Origin of the sequence: Nocardioides sp. NPDC006273, from assembly GCF_040613495.1 — a bacterium.
Taxonomy (GTDB): domain Bacteria; phylum Actinomycetota; class Actinomycetes; order Propionibacteriales; family Nocardioidaceae; genus Nocardioides.
Genome location: NZ_JBEXSD010000026.1, coordinates 52,547 through 72,540, shown reverse-complemented (window position 1 = coordinate 72,540; position 19,994 = coordinate 52,547). Strand labels below are relative to the sequence as shown.

The following is a 19,994-nucleotide window of genomic DNA, read 5'->3' as shown; positions in this document are numbered from 1 at the left end:
CAACCTACGACTCGGCCACGCAGGAGTTCGTCATCGAGACGACTCGGGAGGATGCGTACAAGGACTACATCGGCAACGCCGCGGCCCACGGCGAGCTCGCCGTCGTGTTCGCGCAGCTCGTGGTCGGCGGCGAGGAGCGTGGCGTGCACGCTCTCGTGGTGCCGATCCGGGTCGACGGCACGGCCGCGCCGGGGGTGCGGATCGAGGACGACGGACCCAAGATGGGGCTCAACGGCGTCGACAACGGTCGGCTGTGGTTCTCGGGCGTGCGGGTGCCGCGTACGTCGTTGCTGAACCGCTTCGCGGACGTCACCGAGGGCGGTGAGTACGTCTCCGAGATCGAGTCTGCCGGACGGCGCTTCTTCACCATGCTCGGCACGCTCGTCCAGGGCCGCGTCTCCGTGGGTGGCGCCGCGATCCGGGCATCGGAGGTCGCGCTGACGATCGCGGTCCGCTACGCGCTGCGGCGCAGGCAGTTCGAGGCGTCGTCGGACGCCGAGGAGTCGCTGCTGCTGGACTACGGTCAGCACCAACGGCGGCTGCTGCCGCTGGTCGCGCGGACCTACGCGCTGCGCTTCGCACAGGAGGTCGTACGCGACGATCTGCACGACGTCTTCTCCGGTGTCTCCACCTCGGAGCACGCGCGCCGCGAGCTCGAGTCGCGAGCGGCCGGGACCAAGGCGCTGGCGACGTGGCACGCGACCCGGACCATCCAGGAGTGTCGTGAGGCGTGCGGCGGTGCGGGCTATCTGGCCGCCAACCGATTCACGGCGCTGAAGGCCGACACGGACGTCTTCACGACGTTCGAGGGCGACAACACCGTGCTGCTCCAGCTGGTCGCCAAGGGGCTGCTCACCGGCTACTCCAGCGAGTTCGAGGAGATGGACCAGCTGGATCTGGTGCGCTTCGTCGCCGGTCTCGCGGTCGAGACGGTCCTCGAGCGGACCGCCGTGCACAAGCTGCTCGAACGGGTTCGTGACGTCGTGCCGATCGCGGGCGAGCGCGAGCCGGACATCCTCGACTCCGACTACCACCTGACGATGCTGCGCTTCCGCGAGGAGCACATGCTCGCCGGCGTCGCCCGGCGACTGCAGGCGGGCGTCAAAGCCGGACGCGAGCCCGGCGCGGTGTTCTCGACCGTGCAGGACCACGTCATCGGGGTCGCGCACGCGCACGTGGAGCGGCTGATCCACGAGGCGTTCCGCGCGAAGGTACGCGAGCTCCCCGAGGGAGACATCCGCGATCTGATGGACCTCCTCTGCGACCTCAGCGCGCTCTCGGTCATCGAGGCCGACCGGGCGTGGTTCATGGAGCACGGCCGCCTCTCCTCCGAGCGCTCCAAGGCCATCATCGCCGAGGTCAACCGCCTCTGCCGCGAGCTGCGACCTCACGCTCGGCTGCTCGTCGATGGCTTCGGGGTGCCTGAGGAGCTGCTGCGGGCGGAGGATCTGCTGGGCTGAGGGGCCGGCGGGCGGCGGGGCGGCGGATGCTCACCGAGGTAACTCGGTTGAGCGTCACTTACTTCGTGGAGTTCCGCGAGGTAGGCGCGTGGCTACCGAGTTACCTCGGTGAGCATCCAACGGCGCATCGTGCGTTAGCGGGCCGCTGGCTGTCCACAGGGGACGTTCGAGCCTGGGTTATCCACAGCGAGCCGATATCAGGTCGGAAAGGTCGGCGTGGAGACCAATCCTGGATCGCATGGACCCACTACGAATCATCACCGCCGCTGAAGGCTTCTTCACCCGCCGCGAAGCCAAGTACGCCGGCTATGCAGACCGCGAGATCACGGCGGTCGTCCGTCAGGGCGCATGGCATCGGATCAGGCGCGGGGCATACGTGTTCGCCGACGAATGGGCAGCGCTCGACCCGGTTGGGCGACATCGTGTGCGTGCCCGAGCCGTGCAGCGATCGCTGGGCAGCAAGGTCGCGTTGAGCCACGTCTCCGGCATGGTCGCTCACGGGATCGACCTGTGGGGTGTGGATCTCGCCAAGGTCCACGTGACCAGGCTCGATGGAGCAGGAAGACCGCTCGAGGGAGATGTCATCCATCACCTGGGTGCGGTCAGGGAGGACGAGATCGAGACACTCGGCGGGTTGCGTACGCTGCCTGCGGTGCGATGCGTGCTGGAGGCGAGCCTCCAGGCCAACGACGAGGTCGCGCAGTGCCTTCTCGATGCCGGCCTTCGAGCGAAGGCGTTCACGAAGGAGGAGCTGGTCGCAGAGTACAAGCGGATGAACCAGTGGCCCTTCAGTCATCCGCTCGGAGCCGCTGTCGCCCACGCCGATCCGTTGTCGGGATCGATCGGGGAGTCGCGATGCCTGTGGCTGTTCCGCATCGGAGGTCTGCCGCGCCCGCAGCTACAGGTGCCGGTCTACCGCGCGGACGGTTCGCTGGTCGGCATCGTCGACTGGGCTTGGCCGCAGTTCCGGTTGTTCGGCGAGTTCGACGGCAAGGTGAAGTACGGGAAGTTCCTCAAGCCCGGTCAGTCGCCGAGCGACGCGGTGTTCGAGGAGAAGAGGCGCGAGGACGAGATCCGCGAGATCACCGATTACGGATTCGTGCGCGTCGTCTGGGACGACCTGGACCGCCCGAGGTCGACGTTGTCCCGGTTCGAGTCCCGGATGCGGATCGCTAGCTGACCCGGCAGGGGTGCTTGACTGGTCACGTGGCCAGGCTGATCGTCATCAACGGAATGCCCGGAGTCGGAAAGTCGACGCTCGCCAGGCGCTTCGCGGCCGACCATCCTGGCACTCTGGTGTGCGACATCGACCTACTGCGTACGTTCGTCAGCGGGTGGCGAGACGACTTCATCGGCGCCGGTGCACGGATTCGGCCCGCAGCTCTGGGGCTGATCCGCGGGTATCTCAGCGAGTCCGGCGACGTCGTGCTTCCACAGCTCTTCGCCAGAGTCAGCGAGCTCCAGCGCTTCGAGAAGGCGGCGCACCATGCCGGCGCCGAGTTCGTAGAGGTCATGCTCGAGGCCGTCGAGGACGACGCGCTACGCCGTTTCCACAGCCGCGACGACGGCCGCGATCCCTGGCACCCGATCGTCAGGGAGATCGTGGCGGAGTCCGGCGGCGACGAGCACCTCCGTGCGTACGCCTCCAAGCTCGCCGAACTCGTGGCCCAACGCCCCGCGACGAAGGTCGTGCCGAGCGTCGTGGGTGAGGTGGACGCGACCTACGGCGCCTTGCACGCCATGCTGGGCGAATGCTGACCGAGTTACCTCGGTGAACGAACACTTCCTTCGCGGAACTCCACGAAGGAAGTGCGTCTCGACCGAGTTACCTCGGTCAACATTCGCGACCCGACCGAGTTACCTCGGTCAACAGACAACCGCTCAGTGAGCGGTGTTCTTGAACCGGTCGACAGAGGCGGCGATCTCCGCCTCCGCGGCGGCCTTGCCGACCCAGTCGGAGCCCTTGACGGTCTTGCCGGGCTCGAGGTCCTTGTAGTGCTCGAAGAAGTGCTTGATCTCGTTGAGCGTCCACTCGTCGACGTCCGCGAGGTCCTGGATGTGGTCGAAGCGGGGGTCGCAGGGAACGCAGAGGACCTTCTCGTCCTGGCCCTTCTCGTCCTCCATGACGTACATCGCGACCGGGCGGGCCTCGACCAGCACACCGGGGAAGAGCGGGTAGGGGGTCAGGACCAGCGCGTCGAGCGGGTCACCATCCCCACCGAGGGTGTCTTCGATGTAGCCGTAGTCTGCGGGGTACATCATGGAGGTGAACAGCACGCGGTCGAGTCGAAGCCGGTTCGACTCGTGGTCCACCTCGTACTTGTTGCGGGATCCCTTGGGGACCTCGATCAGTACGTCGAACTCCTGCGTCACTTCTCTGCCTCCAGACAAACCCAAAAACGGAATGCCGGACAGTCTGACATCGATCAGCGTCAGATCCGGCATCGAGGAGGATATCCGTGAAGCCCCAAAGCGAGCCGAAGTGGCCCTCCGAGGAGCCGGAGGGCCGCGGGAAGCTGGTGGTCGTGGTGCCGCTGGTGCTCGCGCTTCTGGTGGGAGCCGCGGCAGCGGCGTACGCCCTGGGCTGGGTGCGCTACGCCAGCGGCAACGTCGCGCCGACCCCGCCGCCGGCGCCGCTGAGCATCGCCGCGGTGAGCCCCGCGGCGGTCCAGGGTGAGCAGACGCGAGCGCCCGGTAGACCGGACCGGGTCGCGTTGGAGCAGGTCATGCGCGAGATGGTCCGCGACAAGCGGCTCGGTAAGCACCTCAAGGCCGCGATCGCCCCGCTCGAGGGTGACCCGCTCGTAGCTCACGGCACCGGGGCGGCGACCCCGGCCAGCGTCACGAAGGTGCTGACCAGCGTGGCAGTGCTGGAGGCGTACGGTCCGGAGCGCCGCTTCGAGACCAGCACCACGCTGCAGGGGACCACCGTCACCCTCGTCGGCGGCGGTGACGCATCTCTCACCAGCGGCGACCTCGACACCCTCGCCGCCGACACGGCCCGGGAGCTCGGCGCGACCAGGACGGTGCGCCTCTCCTACGACGACAGTCTCTTCGAAGGCCCGACGGTGAACCCCGCCTGGCGACGCATCTACCTGGGTGAGGAGGTCGGCGGGATCACCGCGCTGCTGGTCGACCACGGCGGCTCGCAGGCGCGCGGCTACAGCCAGGACCCGTCCGTGCAGGCCGCCGCGCAGTTCAAGAAGGCCTTGGCGAAGCACGGCGTGAAGGTCGCGGGCAAGCCGACCAAGGGAACGAAGGCAGGCGCCCAGCTCGCCGTGGTCCGGGGAGACACCCTGCGCGAGATCGTCGAGTACACGTTGGAGTACAGCGACAACCAGCTCGCCGAGGTGCTCGCCCGCCATGTCGGTCTCGCCGCCGGTACGCCGACGTTCGACGGCTCCACCGCGGCGATCACCGCCACGCTGAAGGATCTCGACATCGACACCGGTGGACTGGTTCTCCTCGACGGGTCCGGCCTCTCCCGGCAGAACCGCATCCCGCCGGCCCTCCTGGTGAGCACCCTCCAGACCGCCGCCAGCTCCGGCCGTCCGGAGCTCGCGCCGGCGATGTCCGGCCTCCCGGTCGCCGGCTGGATCGGCTCGCTCTCCCGACGGTTCAACTTCGACGCCGAGCCCGGTCGCGGCCGCGTCCGGGCCAAGACCGGCACGCTCACCGGCGTCTCCGGGCTGTCCGGCATCGCGGTCGACGCCCGCGGCACCCCGTTCGTCGTCGTACTCATGGCCGACGGGTTCAAGCCGGAGGAGACCCTGGACGTACGCGACGCCCTCGACGACGCGATGACGGCGGTGGCGACGTGTCGATGTTCGGCATAGGTCTGGTCGGCTACGGTCGTACGCATGACCCATCGTGCTGAGGACCCCAGGCCCGCTGGAGCGACCATGGTCGATTGGGACCTGGCTGTACGTCTAGGCGCGAAGGTCGCCGGAGACGGCCCGATCGTCTCGCGCGACGAGGCCAGGCAGGCCGTCGAGGAGCTGCGTGCGGACGCTGCGAAGGCGACGGAGTTCGTGCGCGCCTTCACCGGCCTGGACGCGCCCCGCGACACCGCGCCGGTCCTGGTCGTCGACAGGCGGGGCTGGATCCAGGCCAACGCCGACACCTTCGCCACCGTGATCTCGCCGGTGGTCGACAGGATCACGGCGAAGCGCGCCCCGGGAGCCCTCACCCAGGCGGTCGGCTCCAAGATCAGCGCCGCCGAGGTCGGCGGTCTGCTCGGGTTCATGTCCTCGAAGATCCTCGGTCAGTTCGACCCCTTCTTCGGGCCGTCCGGCCGGCTGCTGCTGGTCGCACCCAACGCCGTCCATGTCGAGCGCGAGCTGGGGCTGGACCCGACCGACTTCCGGCTGTGGGTCTGCCTCCACGAGGAGACCCACCGCGTCCAGTTCACCGCGAGCCCGTGGATGCGTGACCACCTCTTCGCTCAGATCGAAGGCCTCTCCGAGGCGATGGACCCGTCCTCGATCTTCGACGGCGGGCTCCAGCGCGTCACCGACGCGCTCAAGGGCAACGGCAGCATCGTGGACGCGTTCGCCAAGCCCGAGCAGAAGGAGATCATCGACCGGGTCACCGGGATGATGTCGCTGCTCGAGGGCCACGCCGACGTGGTCATGGACGATGTCGGCCCCGGCGTGATCCCGAGCGTGACCACGATCCGCAAGGCCTTCAACAAGCGTCGCCAGGGCATCGGTGTGCTCGACCGCGTGCTGCGCCGCCTGCTCGGCCTCGAGGCCAAGATGGCGCAGTACCGCGACGGCGCGAAGTTCGTACGCCACGTTGTCGACCGGGTCGGCATGGACGAGTTCAACGCCGTCTTCGTCGGCCCCGAGAACCTGCCGTCGAAGGCCGAGATCGTCGACCCGGACGCCTGGGTGACCCGGGTCCTCTGAGGCATGAGCGAGCGTCAGCGAGCGACAATCCAATGCCGCATGCCGCGGCTTCCGGATTCTTCGCTCTCCTCGACGGAGGCGGCGGCATGAGTCTGCACCCTTCCATCGCTGAAGTACGTCGCCCCGTCCGTGCCACGCTCGAGCAGCTCGAGCCGGGGGAGAAGGTGATCGTGGCCTGCTCCGGGGGAGCGGACTCGATGGCGCTGGCCTCTGCGGCCGTCTTCGAGGGCCACAAGCTCGGCCTGCACGTCATCGGCGCGACCGTCGACCACGGGATGCAGGACGGCAGCCAGGCGCAGGCCGCGAAGGTCGTCGGACAGCTCGCCGCGATGGGCGTTGACGAGACGGTCACCGCGACGGTCGAGGTCAAGACCGACGGTGACGGTCCCGAGGCCGCGGCGCGACAGGCGCGCTACGCGGTCCTCGACCAGCTCGCCGAGCGCCTCGGCGCGAGCATGATCCTGCTCGGCCACACCCGCGACGACCAGGCCGAGACCGTCCTGCTGGGCCTGACCAGGGGTTCGGGCGCGCGCAGCCTCTCCGGGATGAGAGCAGCCTTCGACCGCTATCGCCGTCCGCTGCTGGCGACGACCAGGATCGACACCGAGACGGCGTGCCAGGTCGAGGGCCTCGACATCTGGCACGACCCGCACAACCGTGACTTCGCCTACACCCGCGCGCGCATCCGCCATCGAGTCCTGCCGACCCTCGAGGAGGACCTCGGCCCGGGGGTGTCCGACGCGCTGGCCCGCACCGCCGAGCAGCTCCGTGAGGACGCCGACTTCATCGATGACATCGCCGAGGCGATGCACCGCGACCTCGGCGGGATCCTCCCGGTCGAGACTCTCGCCAGGTATCCGTCCGCCATCCGCACCAGGGTCCTCCGGCTCTCCGCCCTCGAAGCCGGCAGCCCGCCCACGGAGCTCACCCGTGAGCACGTCAAGGCCGTCGACGAGCTGGTCACCGGCTGGCGCGGACAGCGTTGGATCGACCTTCCGGGACACCTGCGCGCGAAGCGTACGAACGGTCGTATCGTCTTCGAATCGGGACCGTTCACACCAAGCACTTAGAGTGAGCCTCATGGACACCGAGTACGTCGGCGACGACCTCGTGAAGACCCTGTTCACCCACGACGAGATCCAGGCGAAGGTCGAAGAGCTGGCCCGCCGGATCGAGAAGGACTACGAGGGCGAGGAGCTGCTGATCGTCGGCGTCCTACGTGGTGCGGTGATGATCATGGCCGACCTCGCCCGCGCCTTGAACCGCCACGTCGAGATGGACTGGATGGCCGTCTCCTCCTACGGCTCCGGCACCAAGTCGTCCGGCGTGGTGAGGATCCTGAAGGACCTCGACACCGACGTCACCGGCAAGCACGTGCTCGTCGTGGACGAGATCATCGACTCCGGCCTGACCCTGACCTGGCTGACCTCCAACCTGACCAGCCGCGGCCCGGCGAGCATCGAGATCGCCACCCTGCTGCGCAAGCCCGAGGCGGTCAGCATGCCCGTCGACGTGAAGTACGTCGGTTGGGACATCCCCGACGAGTTCGTGGTCGGCTACGGCCTCGACTTCAACGAGAAGTACCGCAACCTGCGCGACATCTCGACCCTCGCTCCGCACGTCTACTCCTGACACCCGGAGCCGTGCTGTTACGCGGACAGCGGAACCGCACAGATGGGGCGGGCACGATTCGGCGTGTACCGTCGTTCTATATGGCAGGCACGCGGACCTGCGTGCATGTCTGACCCCGTAACGGTTGAAAGAAGCCTGTGAAGCGCATATTCAAAGGTCCCTGGCTGTGGATCGTCCTGGCAGTGCTCGGTGTGATCCTGGCGCTGCAGTACCTGGCACCTCGCAACGGTGGCGACGAGATCACCACGAATCAGCTGACGTCGTTCATCCAGAAGGACCAGGTCAAGGAGATCACGTTCGTCGACGGCGATCAGGAGATCAAGGCGACCCTGGTCAAGGACGCGCGCAAGGGCAGCGCCGAGGTCACGACCTCGTGGGTCGACGGTGACCAGGAAACGCTCATCGAGATGGTGCGCAAGACCCAGGCCGAGGGCGACAACCTCAAGAAGTTCAACTCCGAGGTGGCCAAGCCCTCCGTGCTCGGCTCGATCCTGAGCTTCGTACTGCCGTTCGCGCTGATCATCATCCTGTTCCTGTTCATCATGAACTCGATGCAGGGCGGTGGCGGCCGCGGGGTCATGCAGTTCGCCAAGTCCAAGGCGAAGCTGATCACCAAGGACATGCCGAAGACGACCTTCGCCGACGTCGCCGGTGCTGACGAGGCGGTCGAGGAGCTCCAGGAGATCAAGGAGTTCCTGCAGGAGCCGGCGAAGTTCCAGGCCGTCGGCGCCAAGATCCCCAAGGGCGTGCTGCTCTACGGCCAGCCCGGCACCGGTAAGACCCTGCTCGCGCGTGCCGTCGCGGGCGAGGCCGGCGTGCCGTTCTACTCGATCTCCGGTTCGGACTTCGTCGAGATGTTCGTCGGTGTCGGTGCGAGCCGTGTCCGCGACCTGTTCGAGCAGGCGAAGGAGAACGCTCCCGCCATCGTCTTCATCGACGAGATCGACGCCGTCGGTCGTCACCGCGGTGCCGGCATGGGCGGTGGCCACGACGAGCGCGAGCAGACGCTCAATCAGCTCCTCGTGGAGATGGACGGCTTCGACGTACGCGGCGGAGTGATCCTGATCGCGGCCACCAACCGTCCCGACGTGCTCGACCCGGCGCTGCTGCGCCCGGGCCGCTTCGACCGCCAGATCCAGGTGGACGCTCCCGACCTCGCCGGTCGCGAGAAGATCCTGCAGGTCCACGCCCGCGGCAAGCCGCTGGCCGGCGACATCGACCTCGACGGCGTCGCCCGACGGACCCCCGGGTTCTCCGGTGCCGACCTGGCCAACGTGCTCAACGAGGCCGCGCTGCTGACCGCTCGCAGCGACGAGAAGCTGATCACCAACAAGGCTCTGGACGAGGCCATCGACCGAGTCATCGCCGGCCCGCAGAAGCGCACCCGCCTGATGAGCGAGACCGAGAAGCTCATCACCGCCTACCACGAGGGTGGCCATGCGCTGGTCGCCGCAGCCCTTCCGGGCCCGGACGTGGTCCAGAAGATCACGATCCTGCCGCGCGGCAAGGCGCTGGGCTACAACCTGGTGATGCCCGACGACGACCAGTACAGCCAGACGCGCTCGGCGATGCTCAACAAGCTCTCCTACATGCTGGGCGGTCGCGCTGCGGAGGAGCTCATCTTCCACGACCCGACCACGGGCGCCGGCAACGACATCGAGAAGGCGACCAACCTCGCTCGCGCGATGGTCACCCAGTTCGGCATGACCGAGCGGCTGGGAGCGATCAAGCTCGGCGAGTCCAACGGCGAGCCGTTCCTGGGCCGCGACATCGGTCACCAGCGCAACTACTCCGAGGAGGTCGCGGCCATCGTCGATGACGAGACCAAGAAGCTTCTCGCGACCGCTCACCAGGAGGCCTTCGACATCCTCGAGGAGAACCGGGACGTCCTCGACAGCCTGGTCCTGGAGCTCCTCGAGAAGGAGACCCTCTCCAAGCACGAGGTCGCCGAGATCTTCGAGCCGCTGCGTCGTCGTGACCCGCGCCCGGCGTGGACCGGCTCCGACACCCGTCGTCCCTCTGACCGCCCCGCGGTCGAGATCCCGCGGTGGATCGTCGAGCGCGACAAGGAGAACCTCGCCAAGGCGATCCGTGCCGCCGGTCGACAGTCCGGTGTCCAGTCCGGGAACCAGCCCGCCAACGGTGTAGACCTCGCCAAGCCGTCCGAGGCCGGCTCGTCCGAGGGCACCCCGTCCGCCTGAACGATCAGAAGAAGATCAGATGTCTGAGACCTTCGAGACGACCGGAGCGAGGTCGGACGGCGAGCTTGCTCGTCCGTCCGTGCCGAGCGAGGGAGTGACCGCGCGCAGCGCGGAAGATGTAGCGCCCGTCCACGTCCCCGAGCGGGACGTGGCGGACGTTCCGGCCTTCGACCAGAAGCGGGCCGAAGCGGCAGTGCGCGAGCTGCTCTACGCGATCGGGGAGGATCCCGACCGCGAGGGGCTGATCGAGACTCCCGCTCGGGTCGCGCGGGCCTACCAGGAGGTGACCCGCGGGCTGCACCAGACGCCCGAGGAGGTCCTCACCACGACCTTCGATCTCGGCCACGACGAGATGGTCCTGATCCGCGACATCGAGCTGTGGTCGATGTGCGAGCACCACCTGGTCCCGTTCACGGGTGTCGCCCACGTCGGCTACATCCCGGCGACCTCAGGCAAGATCACCGGCCTGTCCAAGCTGGCCCGGCTGGTCGACGTCTATGCCAAGCGGCCGCAGGTCCAGGAGCGACTCACCACCCAGGTGGCCGACGCGCTCACCGACCTCCTCGACGCGCGTGGCGTCATCGTGGTCGTCGAGGCCGAGCATCTGTGCATGACGATGCGCGGCGTCAAGAAGGCCGGCGCGCGTACGATCACCAGCGCCGTACGCGGCACGATGCGCTCCAACGCCACCACCCGGGCCGAGGCGATGGCCCTGATCCGGGGCGGAACGCGCTGACCCCCGCCGGATAGGGTCGGACCCGTGCAGGTCATGGGGATCGTCAACGTCACGCCCGACTCGTTCAGCGACGGTGGGCGGTTCTTGGCGACCGACGATGCAGTGGCTCATGGGCACGCGCTCCTGGCGCAAGGCGCGGACCTGCTCGACATCGGTGGCGAGTCGACCCGGCCAGGGGCGACCAGGCCCCTGGTCGCCGACGAGCTGGCGCGGGTGGTCCCGGTCATCGAGACGTTGGCCCAAGAAGGGGCGACCCTCTCGGTCGACACCATGCGTCCCGAGGTCGCCAAGGCGGCGCTGAAGGCCGGGGCCATGATCGTCAACGACGTCTCGGGCGGTCTGGCCGACCCGGGGATCTTGAAGGTGGCGGCCGACCACAGCGCGACGTACGTCGTGATGCACTGGCGCGCCCACGGCGCGGAGATGCAGCAAGAGGACCATCTCGTCTACGCCGACGGAGTCGTCGCCACGGTCAAGCGGGAGCTGGAGCAGCGGATCGAGGCGGCGCGGTCGGCGGGGATCCAGGACGACAACATCGTGATCGACCCCGGGCTCGGCTTCTCCAAGGCGGCCGATGACAACTGGCGTCTGCTGGCGGGGGTGGAGGAGTTCCACAAGCTCGGTTTCCCTCTGCTCATCGGCGCCAGTCGCAAGGCGTTCCTCGGCCGCCTGCTGGCCGCCCCCGACGGCACGCCGCGGCCGGTGACCGAGCGCGAGAGTGCCCACGATGCGATCACTGTCTTCCTTGCGCAACGCGGCGTATGGGCCACGCGTGTTCATGACGTACGCGCCGCCAAGGACGCCCTGGCGGCAACAGCGAAACTCGAGGGAGTGACCGCGCGAAGCGCGGAGACGACCGGAGCGAGGGAGACCATTCGGTGAACATCGCAGAACCTGCGGACGAAATTCAGATCCTCGGTCTGGAGTGCTTCGGCCACCACGGAGTCTTCGACTTCGAGCGCCGTGAGGGGCAGAAGTTCATCATCGACCTGGTCATCGGCACCGACTCCCGCAGAGCCGCGGAGACGGACGACTTGCATGACACCGTGGATTACGGAAGTCTCGCGATGGCGGTCAAAACCAATGTTGAGCGCGACCCGGTGGACCTCATCGAAACGCTTGCCCAGCGGATCGCGGACATTTGCCTTGCAGACATCCGCGCGCTTTGGGTACGTGTTACGGTTCACAAACCGGGGGCGCCTATCGAAGCGACGTTCAAAGACGTCACCCTGACGATCACCCGGAGGCAGAGCACGTGACAGAGGTACCCAACCCGTACATCATCGACGCCGACACGCTCACCGGGGAGATGCGGCCGATTCGACGGGCGGTGCTGTCGTTGGGCTCCAATCTCGGGGACCGGTTGGCAAATCTGCAGGACGCGTTGAACACTCTCGCCGAGACCCCGGACGTCTGGGTGACGACTGTCTCGCCGGTCTACGAGACCGAGCCGGTCGACTCGCCGGATGGTGCTGAGCTCTACCTCAACGCGATCGTCCTCGCCGACACCACGCTCACGCCCACGCGTCTGCTCGAGCGCGCGCTCACCATCGAGGACGCCTACGGGCGCTCGCGCAGCGGCATCTTCAACGAGCCGCGCACGCTCGACATCGACGTCGTCTCTGTCGGCGACAAGATCCTCGAGGAGGAGTCGCTGACGCTGCCGCACCCGCGTGCCCACGAGCGGGCCTTTGTGCTCAAGCCGTGGCTCGACCTGGAGCCGAACGCTGACCTGCCGGGTGTGGGTCCGATCGCCGACCTGCTGGAGAAGTCCGGGCAGAGCGGCATCACTCGCCGCGACGACCTCGTTCTCGAGCTCTGAGCCGGACCTGAGCAAAGCACCCGAGGACCCCGACCAGGGTCCTGAGAAGGAGCCCGCCGACGACGAGCGCCGGCTCCGCCCGATGTCGGGCGGAGCCATCACGGCGTGGGCCGTCATCGGGATCGTCGGCGGCTGGCTGGCTCACCCCGTGCTGGAGGCCTGGCGCCGGGTCGCGCCGGTCATCACCTGGGCGCAGCCGATGCTGCTGCTGCTGATCGCGGCAACGCTGGGTGTCACGGCCTGGGTCACCCACCGCCAGCTACAGGTACGCGGCGAGCGGATCGAGGCTCATCAGGCGGTCAACCGGCTCGTGCTCGCCCGTGCCTGCGCCTTGGTCGGAGCGCTCCTCGCCGGTGGTTACCTGGGCTACGCGATCAGTTGGTTGGGCTACGACATGAGCACGACCGCGGGGGATCGGTTGGTGCGTTCGGCCGTGGCGGCGGTCGCCGGGACCACGATCGTCATCGCCGCTCGACTCCTCGAACACGCCTGCCGGGTCCGCAAACCCGATGAAAACTAGCCGTACCGTGGAAGCATGCCTTCCCCATCCGCAACTTCAGTCACACGCAGGCGTCAGCGCAGCACACGCCTGACGGTTGCTGTAGCCCTGCTGGCGCTGGCCGCCATCACGATCACCGCTGCGGTGGCCTCCGGGTCATGGCTGGTTGTCGTGCTCGCGGCCGTTCTCGGGCTCGCCTGTGGCGCAGCCGCAACCAAGATCACCCACTCCGAGCTTCTCCAGACCCGCCGCGACTGGGCGCGCGACCGCGCCGAGCAGGCTCAGGCATTCCGTGTCGAGTCCGAGAAGCGGGCCGAGGAGGACGCCGAGTTCCGCGAGCACATGGATGCCAAGCTCGCCGACCGCGTCCAGGCGGTCGAGGAGCTCGAGGCAGCCCTGGCCGCTGCTCACCAGCGCGCAGCCGAGGCGGTCCGACGCCGCGGCGATGAAGCTCGCCGGGCCGCCCAGGCCGAGATGCGCGGAGAGCAGCTCGAGGCCAGGCTCCAGGCCGTCGAAGCGGATGCCGCGGAGGCGGCCATCCGGGTCGCCGAGCTGGAGTCCGAGCTGGACGCCGTACGCGCTGAGCTGGAGGCCGAGCGCACCAGCTGGAGCGGGGCTCAGTCCGCCTGACCGGCGAACGACACACAGATGTACGAATGGTGACGGGACCCCTACAGCGTCACCTCAGTTGGATCCGGCGCGCGTGAAATGACGCCTCGATACCCAAACAGGTACTCGGGCGGGTAACTGCCGGGCGACTGGCTCGTTAGGATTTTCCGGAACGGGTGACGCATCTGTCGCGTCCCAGCGAACTGTGGTGACGCTGCGACGAGAGTCGTTGGAAGGGGGGAAGCCGGTGACGTTGATCGCCGAAAGGGCAGTCACGATCACTGAAGGCCTCGTCTACCTGCGCGACCTGATGGCCACGTACGCCAGGAGGACGCCGGTCACCTCGGTCGCCGTGCTCGGCAATGCTCCGCTGGGGCCCAGCGACGAGCGTGCGCAGGCGATCGACGATTCAGACCTGGTCATCCGGGTGAACAGCTTCGTGCTCGACGAACCCGGTGGGCCGCGCGCTCAGGGGTCGCGAACAGACGTCGTGGTCTGGAATCGGATCACCCGCCCGACGCGGCACACCTTCGACCGCTACCGGGAGCGTCTCTACCTCCTCGCCGAGCCGATGCGCTTCCACGGCCGTCCCGAGGTGTGGCCGATGTCGTGGCCGCCCGATCTGGGCTTCGTACCCCTCCCCAACGCGGAGGTGCTCCCGCGGATCGGCGACGAGCTCGACATCCCCTGGCGGACCGAGAAGCTGGCGCCGACCACGGGCTTCACCGCTGCGTGGCTTGCGGTCAACCTGTTCCCGGAGGCCGACATCCGGATGTCAGGGTTCTCGTTCGTCGACGACCCGGCGCAGACGGAATGGACCTACCAGGTCGGCGGATCCTCGCCGGTCGCACGGGAACACCGGATCGAGGCGGAGGCGCGTGTGATGACCGACTGGCTCAAGGAGGAACGGGTGTCTCTATGGCGTTGAACCGACTGCGCGGCGAGGTCATCAGGAAGGTCAGATCCGCTGCCGACGCGGAGGAGTCACGGGCCATCATCGAGGAGCTGCGTGCGATCACGGACCGGCAGCGGGTCCGCATCGCTGACCTCGAGCGCGAGCTCGCTCGGGTCAGCCCGCAGGTCGCGGCCCTCGAGGCGCGTCTGGAGAGCCTGCGTGAGACCGTCGAGCGAGGCAACACCGCTACCGGCGCGGCGGCGGGCGGCAACGTCGACACCGCCTCGATCTGGGCAGAGATCCAGCGTCAGCAGGAGCAGGTACGCGCCCGCATCACCGCAGCCATGCGCTTCGAGGAGCGGTTGCGACGACTCGAGGACGGCAACCGTGTTGGGTGAGCTCAGGTCGCAGGCCGCACTGAGTGTCGTCATTCCGTTTCACAACGTAGAGCCCTACTTCCAGACCTGCCTGGAGTCGCTTCGGACCCAGACCTTCTCCGACTTCGAAGTGATCATGGTCGACGATGCGTCCACCGATGGATCCGCGGAGATCGCCGATCGGTTCGCTTCGGTGGATCCGCGATTCCGGCTGGTCTCCTCGACGAAGGTCGGTGTCGGGCTCGCCCGCAACATCGGTGTCGAGAACAGCAGGGGTGATCTCCTGGCGTTCGTCGACGCCGACGACTACGTGCCGGAGTATGCCTACGAGCTGATGACGGACACGTTGGCCAAGACGGGCTCCGACTTCGTGGCGGGCAACGCTCGCCGCTTCGACTCGGTGTCGGTCTGGCAGTCGTGGTCGCATCGGCGGCCGTTCGTCACCACCCGCATGGCTACGCACTGCAGGCGGACCCACATCCTGGGCATCGACCGCTACATCTGGAACAAGGTCTACCGGCGTGACTTCTGGGACTCCGCGGGCCTCAGCTACCCGGACATGCTGTACGAGGACTACCCGGTCGCCCTTGCCGCGCACATCCGCGCCCGCCAGGTCGACGTCCTCGCCGAGCCGGTCTACTACTGGCGTCACCGCGACGGTGGCGAGGCATCGATCACGCAGAGCCACTGGCACCTCGACAACATCGAGGACCGCGTACGTTCGGCCGAGATGCTGTTCGAGATGGTCGAGGAGCAGGCCCCCTACCTCGCCGACCTGGTGAAGTCGCATCTCACCGCGACGGACGTCCAGGTGCTCGCCCGATCGATCGAGGACCACCCCGCCGACGAGGCCGGACGCATCTTCGACCTCGCTGCGCGCTACCTGGCGCGGATCGACGACAAGATCCTCGATCGTCAGGGACCGTTCGAGCGACTCGTGTTCGACCTGCTGAAGCGGCGCCAACGCGACGCGCTGACCTCGTTGACTCGCTACCGGGCCGAGAACGGGACCCTGGCGCCGTTGGCCCGACGAAAGGACGGCTGGTACGCGAAGCTCCCGACCTTCGAGGACGCCGCGGTCGGAGCCCCCGACTCGGTCTTCCGCCTGGCCCCCGCCTACCTGAAGCCCAAGGCAGTAGCCACCGAGGCCTGGTGGAGCGGGTCCCGGATCGCGGTCCGGGTCAACGTCGGCGTCAACACCCTCCCGCTCGCGCGACGGACGCGCTTCAAGGTGTGGCTGCAGAGTCCCACCGGCGCCAAGATCCCGGTGGATCACGTTGCCAAGCCGCGGGCGATCGCGTTCGGACAGGCCGACAGGTCGACGCTCGAGCTGAGCATCGACCCATCGCGACTGGCGGGCGATCGCCAATGGCGCCTCATGATCAGCATCCGCAACCGCGATGTACGCGACGTGATCCAGGTGTCGACCTCGGGAGACGGCCGCGAGCGGTGGCAGGGCTGGCGGCGTATCGGCAACCGCTGGTGTCGCCCAGGACGTCTTCCGGGTGGTTTCGGCGTCACCGTCCGCGACCTTCCGGACGCGTGGGTGGACCACACCACGGACCTCGGCGACGAGATCGAGATCCGGGGCGCCTTCCGTTGCAGGCCTCCTGAGCATGCAGAGCTGACGCTCACCGACCGCAGCGGCGCGACGGTGACTCACCCGCTGACCATCGGGGATCGAGGCGACCGAGGCATCACCCCCTGGCGGTTGACAGTGCCTGTCGACGCCATCCTCGAGAAGTCCGGTATGGACATGCCCATGGAGGAGATCGTGCCGACCCGGGTGAAGCTGGCCCGGAACGGGCGTACGTCCCCGCTACCGGTGCACCCGGACTTCCTCGGCTCTCGATCGCTGATGAAGGGGCGCGCGGTGAACGCCACCCGCGATCCGAACGGGTGCTTCGTCATCACCGCGGCCCACGACCGTCCGGTCGTTCACGATGCGTGGTGGCACGGCCAGGATCTGATCCTGCGCGGTCCGGACGGCCCGCGACTGGCATCCACCGGCGCGCTGCTCCGGACCTGGCCGACCCCGGAGAAACCCCTCGATGTCCCGCTGGACGTGGTCGATCGTGACGGGGTCTTCCTGATCACCGTCCCGGTGGGCGCGGTGCGCGACGCCGCCGTCGAGCACGACGTCTGTGCGACCTCGTCGTGGTCGCTGCTGGACGGCCGCGAGCACAAGCCGATCGTCGTGGCCCGTGAGCTCGGGGAACGGGTGCCCCAGCCCGCCGCAGCCGAGGCAATGAAGCTCGAGTTCGGCTGGTCCGACGAGATCCACCTGAGGCCAGTGCCGGTCACACCCATCGAGGCGTGACCGGCACGCCGGACTAGCGCCTGACCGCGCGCCGGAGCGCGCCGAGAGCCCTTCTGAGCAGGCGAGCCGCGCGTCGGGCACCGGGAACGCGTCCGAGGCGGGCCCGGGCCCGTGACGGGACGCTCGAGGCACGCTTGGCGGCTCGGGTGATGGAGGTGGTCTGCTGAGCGCTCAGCTGATCTTCCAGCTCCTTGATCCGGCCGTTGAGAGCAGCGACGTCGCGGCGGGCCGCGGTGCGAACCTCGTGGGTCATCGTCTGCCGTTGACGCATCTGCTGCTTGAACCAGGTCACCTGGCCGCGAAGCGCTTCGTTCTCGTCCATCAGCTTCCGCAGCTCGCTCGTGTCGGCCTCGGCCGGCGACGTCCGGCGTGCGAACACAGGAGTCATCCCGTTCGACGAGAGCGCGGACTCTCTCCGCTCGCGCACCCGGCGTACGTCCGCCGTGGTCACCACGGTGTCGACGGTCGCAGCGAGAAGGACGGCGAGCTCGTCCCGTCCGCGTCCGGCGGGCCAGGGGTGCCGCCATCCGGCGACGCAGATGAACGCGGCGAGCTCGTCCAGCAGACCCAGGAAGATCTCGTCGGCGGAGTCGCCGAGCCTCGCCGCCGAGTCGTGGACCGGGACGAGACGATCGGCGTCGATGCCGATCTCGTCGACCTGGAGACCGCGCCAACGCTCGGGGTCACCGTCAACCGCGTCGCGCAGCCGGCGTACGCGGTTGCGCAGCCCCGAGGCGTCCCGTCGTGCCGAGTCGCGCATGGCTTCGACCAGCCAGGAGCGGTCGGGAGCGTTCCATGAGGTCTCGTTGCCGCTCCGGTCGACTCCGAGGACCGACCCGATCGCGTCCGCGCTTCGCGCGGTCACTCCCTCGCTCGGCGCGAGTCCCCGGGTGACCAGCCAGCCGCTGGCGGCGGCCGCGACTCCCAAGGTGTCCAGCGTCTGGGCCAGCGCGGGCTGCAGCTCGCGCAGCGTGGCGGTGTCGGCGGGTCGGCCATGAGCGATGGCGAGCGCCGCCGAGCACGCGTCGGGAGCTGCGGCCAAGGTGGGAGCAGCGACGTCGGGCCACAGGGTGTATCCGCGGCCTCCGAGCCGTGCGCTCGCATCGACGAGGCTTCGCGGGTGTGCCCGATCATGGATCGGGAACGACCAGTCAGCATCCTCGTTGGATGCTTCCGGGGCGACGGCCCTGAGCTGTTCGAGCGGGGATCCGGGGTTGGGGACGACCACCGCCAGACGAGAATCGCGTGTCGCCAGGCGAGCGAGGTGCACGGAGATCGTGTGCCAGTCCGCAGGGGCTGCATCGATCGACGAGACCCGGCCGAAGCCGTCCAGCGCGAGCACGGCGTCGGCCGGCTGATCGGGGGTCCAGGAGCGAAGGTCACCGCAGACGACGTCGACAGGCCTGTCGGCGTACCGCTCGGACGCCAGCTTCGCATCGGTGTGTGTCCGGAGGACGAGGGTGGTCCTCGAGGCGAGGCCGACGACGGCATCGAGCAGCCCGAGGTCGTGGGGACCGACGACGAGGAGGTGAGCGGCGTCGCTCGCCGTGGCAACGGCGACGCGGGTCAGGACCGGTCCGCGAGGGCACGGGTCAGCGCTGGTCAGGTCCGACCAGTCGTACATGTCTCCCGAGACGATCTCGTAGGCGTCGCGCTTCGAGACGGTGTCGATGTCGTTCATCCAATGGGCTCCCATCCGAAGAGTGCGCGAAGCTCGGCTGGAGACGCCATGGCGTCCAGCCCGAGCTCGCGCACGGTCGTGGCGCGTACTTCCTCTGCATCGGTCTCTACTCCGTGGAACTCCGGGAACAGCCGTCTGGCCTGCTCGTTCCCGTCCCGCACGCTGGCGTCCCTGACGTCGGAGAAGGTCATCGGGTCACCGTAGACCGCAACCTCGGAGCCGACCGAGGCTCCGTAGAAGATCGCCGTGGTCAGTCGGTTCGAGGCGACCCGACGGTGGCGGATCTGCTCTGCGTACTGCTTGTGGAGGAAACGGGTGTCCGTGCCCTGCCGCAAGGTGCCTCGCTTGCCGTGGCAGATGACCCGGAACCCGGCGTCCTCGTAGCGGCGCCGGACCTCCGGCATCTCGTACTCGATCCAGTAGAGACAGACGGTCACCGGACCGTCCTCGGTCTCTCTGATCTGCGAGATCAGCCGGTCGTGATCGCCGCTGACCTGACCGTGGTCCCAGGTGTGGAAGGGGTAGAAGATCGTCCCCTCGCGCTCATCGGCCGGTGGCACGGGCTCGGTCTCCTTCTTGAGCTCGAGCAGGTAGTTCCACGGCGCGCCGATCACGGCGTAGTCGCGCCAGCCGATCGCCTGGCCGCGGCGCAGGTTCGCGTGAGACCAGACGAACTTCGGGAAGCCGTAGGGCGGCGCGTGGCCCGGACCGAAGCCGTGCAGGAGGTTCCAGCCGTGTTGGAGCACACCCCAGATCGGCCGCGGCTCCTCGAAGGGGAGGCCGCAGTACTCGGACAGGATGTGTGCGTGTCCGTACCAGTGGTTGCTCGTGTCCAAATGTCAGTCTCCGAGA

Annotated in this window: 20 protein-coding genes; 17 read left to right on the top strand and 3 right to left on the bottom strand. The window is 68.1% G+C overall.

What is annotated here, in order from left to right; translation table 11 throughout:
• The 3 genes from ABZZ22_RS13495 to ABZZ22_RS13485 all read left to right on the top strand — a co-directional run.
• Positions 1–1,460: acyl-CoA dehydrogenase (locus ABZZ22_RS13495; RefSeq protein WP_354931993.1), on the top strand; the 1,460-nt coding region annotated here is incomplete at its 5' end.
• A 238-nt stretch (positions 1,461–1,698) separates the two neighbouring features.
• Entirely contained in the window at positions 1,699–2,640 is a 942-nt protein-coding gene (locus ABZZ22_RS13490) for a type IV toxin-antitoxin system AbiEi family antitoxin domain-containing protein (protein ID WP_354931990.1), read from the top strand.
• A gap of 26 nt (positions 2,641–2,666) precedes the next feature.
• Positions 2,667–3,218: an AAA family ATPase gene (locus ABZZ22_RS13485; RefSeq protein WP_354931987.1), complete on the top strand. Its 552-nt coding sequence runs from the start codon at positions 2,667–2,669 to the stop codon at positions 3,216–3,218.
• Between the two features lie 123 nt (positions 3,219–3,341).
• Here ABZZ22_RS13485 and ABZZ22_RS13480 read toward each other — a convergent pair whose 3' ends face one another.
• Positions 3,342–3,833, bottom strand: coding sequence for an inorganic diphosphatase (locus ABZZ22_RS13480; RefSeq protein ID WP_354931984.1), 492 nt, complete (start codon positions 3,831–3,833; stop codon positions 3,342–3,344).
• Positions 3,834–3,919: 86 nt separating this feature from the next.
• Here ABZZ22_RS13480 and dacB point away from each other — a divergent pair, with 86 nt between their 5' ends.
• From dacB to ABZZ22_RS13410, 14 genes are all read left to right on the top strand, one after another.
• Positions 3,920–5,296, top strand: coding sequence for a D-alanyl-D-alanine carboxypeptidase/D-alanyl-D-alanine-endopeptidase (dacB, locus tag ABZZ22_RS13475; RefSeq protein WP_354931981.1), 1,377 nt, complete (start codon positions 3,920–3,922; stop codon positions 5,294–5,296).
• 24 nt (positions 5,297–5,320) lie between these two features.
• Complete coding sequence (locus ABZZ22_RS13470) at positions 5,321–6,370, top strand: zinc-dependent metalloprotease (RefSeq protein ID WP_354931978.1); 1,050 nt, start codon at positions 5,321–5,323, stop codon at positions 6,368–6,370.
• A gap of 86 nt (positions 6,371–6,456) precedes the next feature.
• Entirely contained in the window at positions 6,457–7,440 is a 984-nt protein-coding gene (tilS, locus tag ABZZ22_RS13465) for a tRNA lysidine(34) synthetase TilS (protein WP_354931975.1), read from the top strand.
• A gap of 10 nt (positions 7,441–7,450) precedes the next feature.
• The gene (gene hpt, locus ABZZ22_RS13460; protein ID WP_183547195.1) at positions 7,451–8,002 is read left to right on the top strand and encodes a hypoxanthine phosphoribosyltransferase; all 552 of its coding nucleotides are present in this window, start codon (positions 7,451–7,453) and stop codon (positions 8,000–8,002) included.
• Between the two features lie 137 nt (positions 8,003–8,139).
• Positions 8,140–10,203 carry an ATP-dependent zinc metalloprotease FtsH gene (gene ftsH, locus ABZZ22_RS13455; protein WP_354931971.1) on the top strand — a complete coding sequence of 688 codons (2,064 nt, stop codon included), beginning with the start codon at positions 8,140–8,142 and terminating at the stop codon, positions 10,201–10,203.
• A gap of 19 nt (positions 10,204–10,222) precedes the next feature.
• Positions 10,223–10,939, top strand: coding sequence for a GTP cyclohydrolase I FolE (gene folE, locus ABZZ22_RS13450; RefSeq protein WP_354931968.1), 717 nt, complete (start codon positions 10,223–10,225; stop codon positions 10,937–10,939).
• A gap of 33 nt (positions 10,940–10,972) precedes the next feature.
• The gene (gene folP / locus ABZZ22_RS13445; RefSeq protein WP_354931999.1) at positions 10,973–11,821 is read left to right on the top strand and encodes a dihydropteroate synthase; all 849 of its coding nucleotides are present in this window, start codon (positions 10,973–10,975) and stop codon (positions 11,819–11,821) included.
• Entirely contained in the window at positions 11,818–12,198 is a 381-nt protein-coding gene (gene folB / locus ABZZ22_RS13440; RefSeq protein ID WP_292650135.1) for a dihydroneopterin aldolase, read from the top strand. The genes folP and folB overlap by 4 nt, the downstream gene beginning before the upstream one ends.
• Positions 12,195–12,761: a 2-amino-4-hydroxy-6-hydroxymethyldihydropteridine diphosphokinase gene (gene folK / locus ABZZ22_RS13435; protein ID WP_354931964.1), complete on the top strand. Its 567-nt coding sequence runs from the start codon at positions 12,195–12,197 to the stop codon at positions 12,759–12,761. Before folB ends, folK begins: the two co-directional genes overlap by 4 nt.
• A gap of 82 nt (positions 12,762–12,843) precedes the next feature.
• A complete protein-coding gene (locus ABZZ22_RS13430; protein ID WP_354931961.1) occupies positions 12,844–13,281 on the top strand; it encodes a DUF3180 domain-containing protein in 438 nt (145 codons plus the stop codon).
• Between the two features lie 15 nt (positions 13,282–13,296).
• Positions 13,297–13,890, top strand: a complete 594-nt coding sequence (locus ABZZ22_RS13425; RefSeq protein WP_354931958.1) for a hypothetical protein — start codon at positions 13,297–13,299, stop codon at positions 13,888–13,890.
• Between the two features lie 226 nt (positions 13,891–14,116).
• On the top strand, positions 14,117–14,797 hold the full coding sequence (locus ABZZ22_RS13420; protein ID WP_354931955.1) for a hypothetical protein: 681 nt from the start codon (positions 14,117–14,119) through the stop codon (positions 14,795–14,797).
• Positions 14,788–15,162, top strand: coding sequence for a hypothetical protein (locus ABZZ22_RS13415; RefSeq protein WP_354931952.1), 375 nt, complete (start codon positions 14,788–14,790; stop codon positions 15,160–15,162). Before ABZZ22_RS13420 ends, ABZZ22_RS13415 begins: the two co-directional genes overlap by 10 nt.
• Complete coding sequence (locus ABZZ22_RS13410) at positions 15,152–17,461, top strand: glycosyltransferase family 2 protein (protein ID WP_354931949.1); 2,310 nt, start codon at positions 15,152–15,154, stop codon at positions 17,459–17,461. Before ABZZ22_RS13415 ends, ABZZ22_RS13410 begins: the two co-directional genes overlap by 11 nt.
• Positions 17,462–17,474: 13 nt before the next feature.
• Here ABZZ22_RS13410 and ABZZ22_RS13405 read toward each other — a convergent pair whose 3' ends face one another.
• Both ABZZ22_RS13405 and ABZZ22_RS13400 read right to left on the bottom strand, forming a co-directional pair.
• Positions 17,475–19,142 (bottom strand): hypothetical protein, encoded by a 1,668-nt coding sequence (locus ABZZ22_RS13405; RefSeq protein WP_354931946.1) that lies wholly within the window; start codon positions 19,140–19,142, stop codon positions 17,475–17,477.
• Entirely contained in the window at positions 19,139–19,978 is an 840-nt protein-coding gene (locus tag ABZZ22_RS13400) for a hypothetical protein (protein WP_354931943.1), read from the bottom strand. The genes ABZZ22_RS13405 and ABZZ22_RS13400 overlap by 4 nt, the downstream gene beginning before the upstream one ends.
• Positions 19,979–19,994 lie beyond the last annotated feature (16 nt).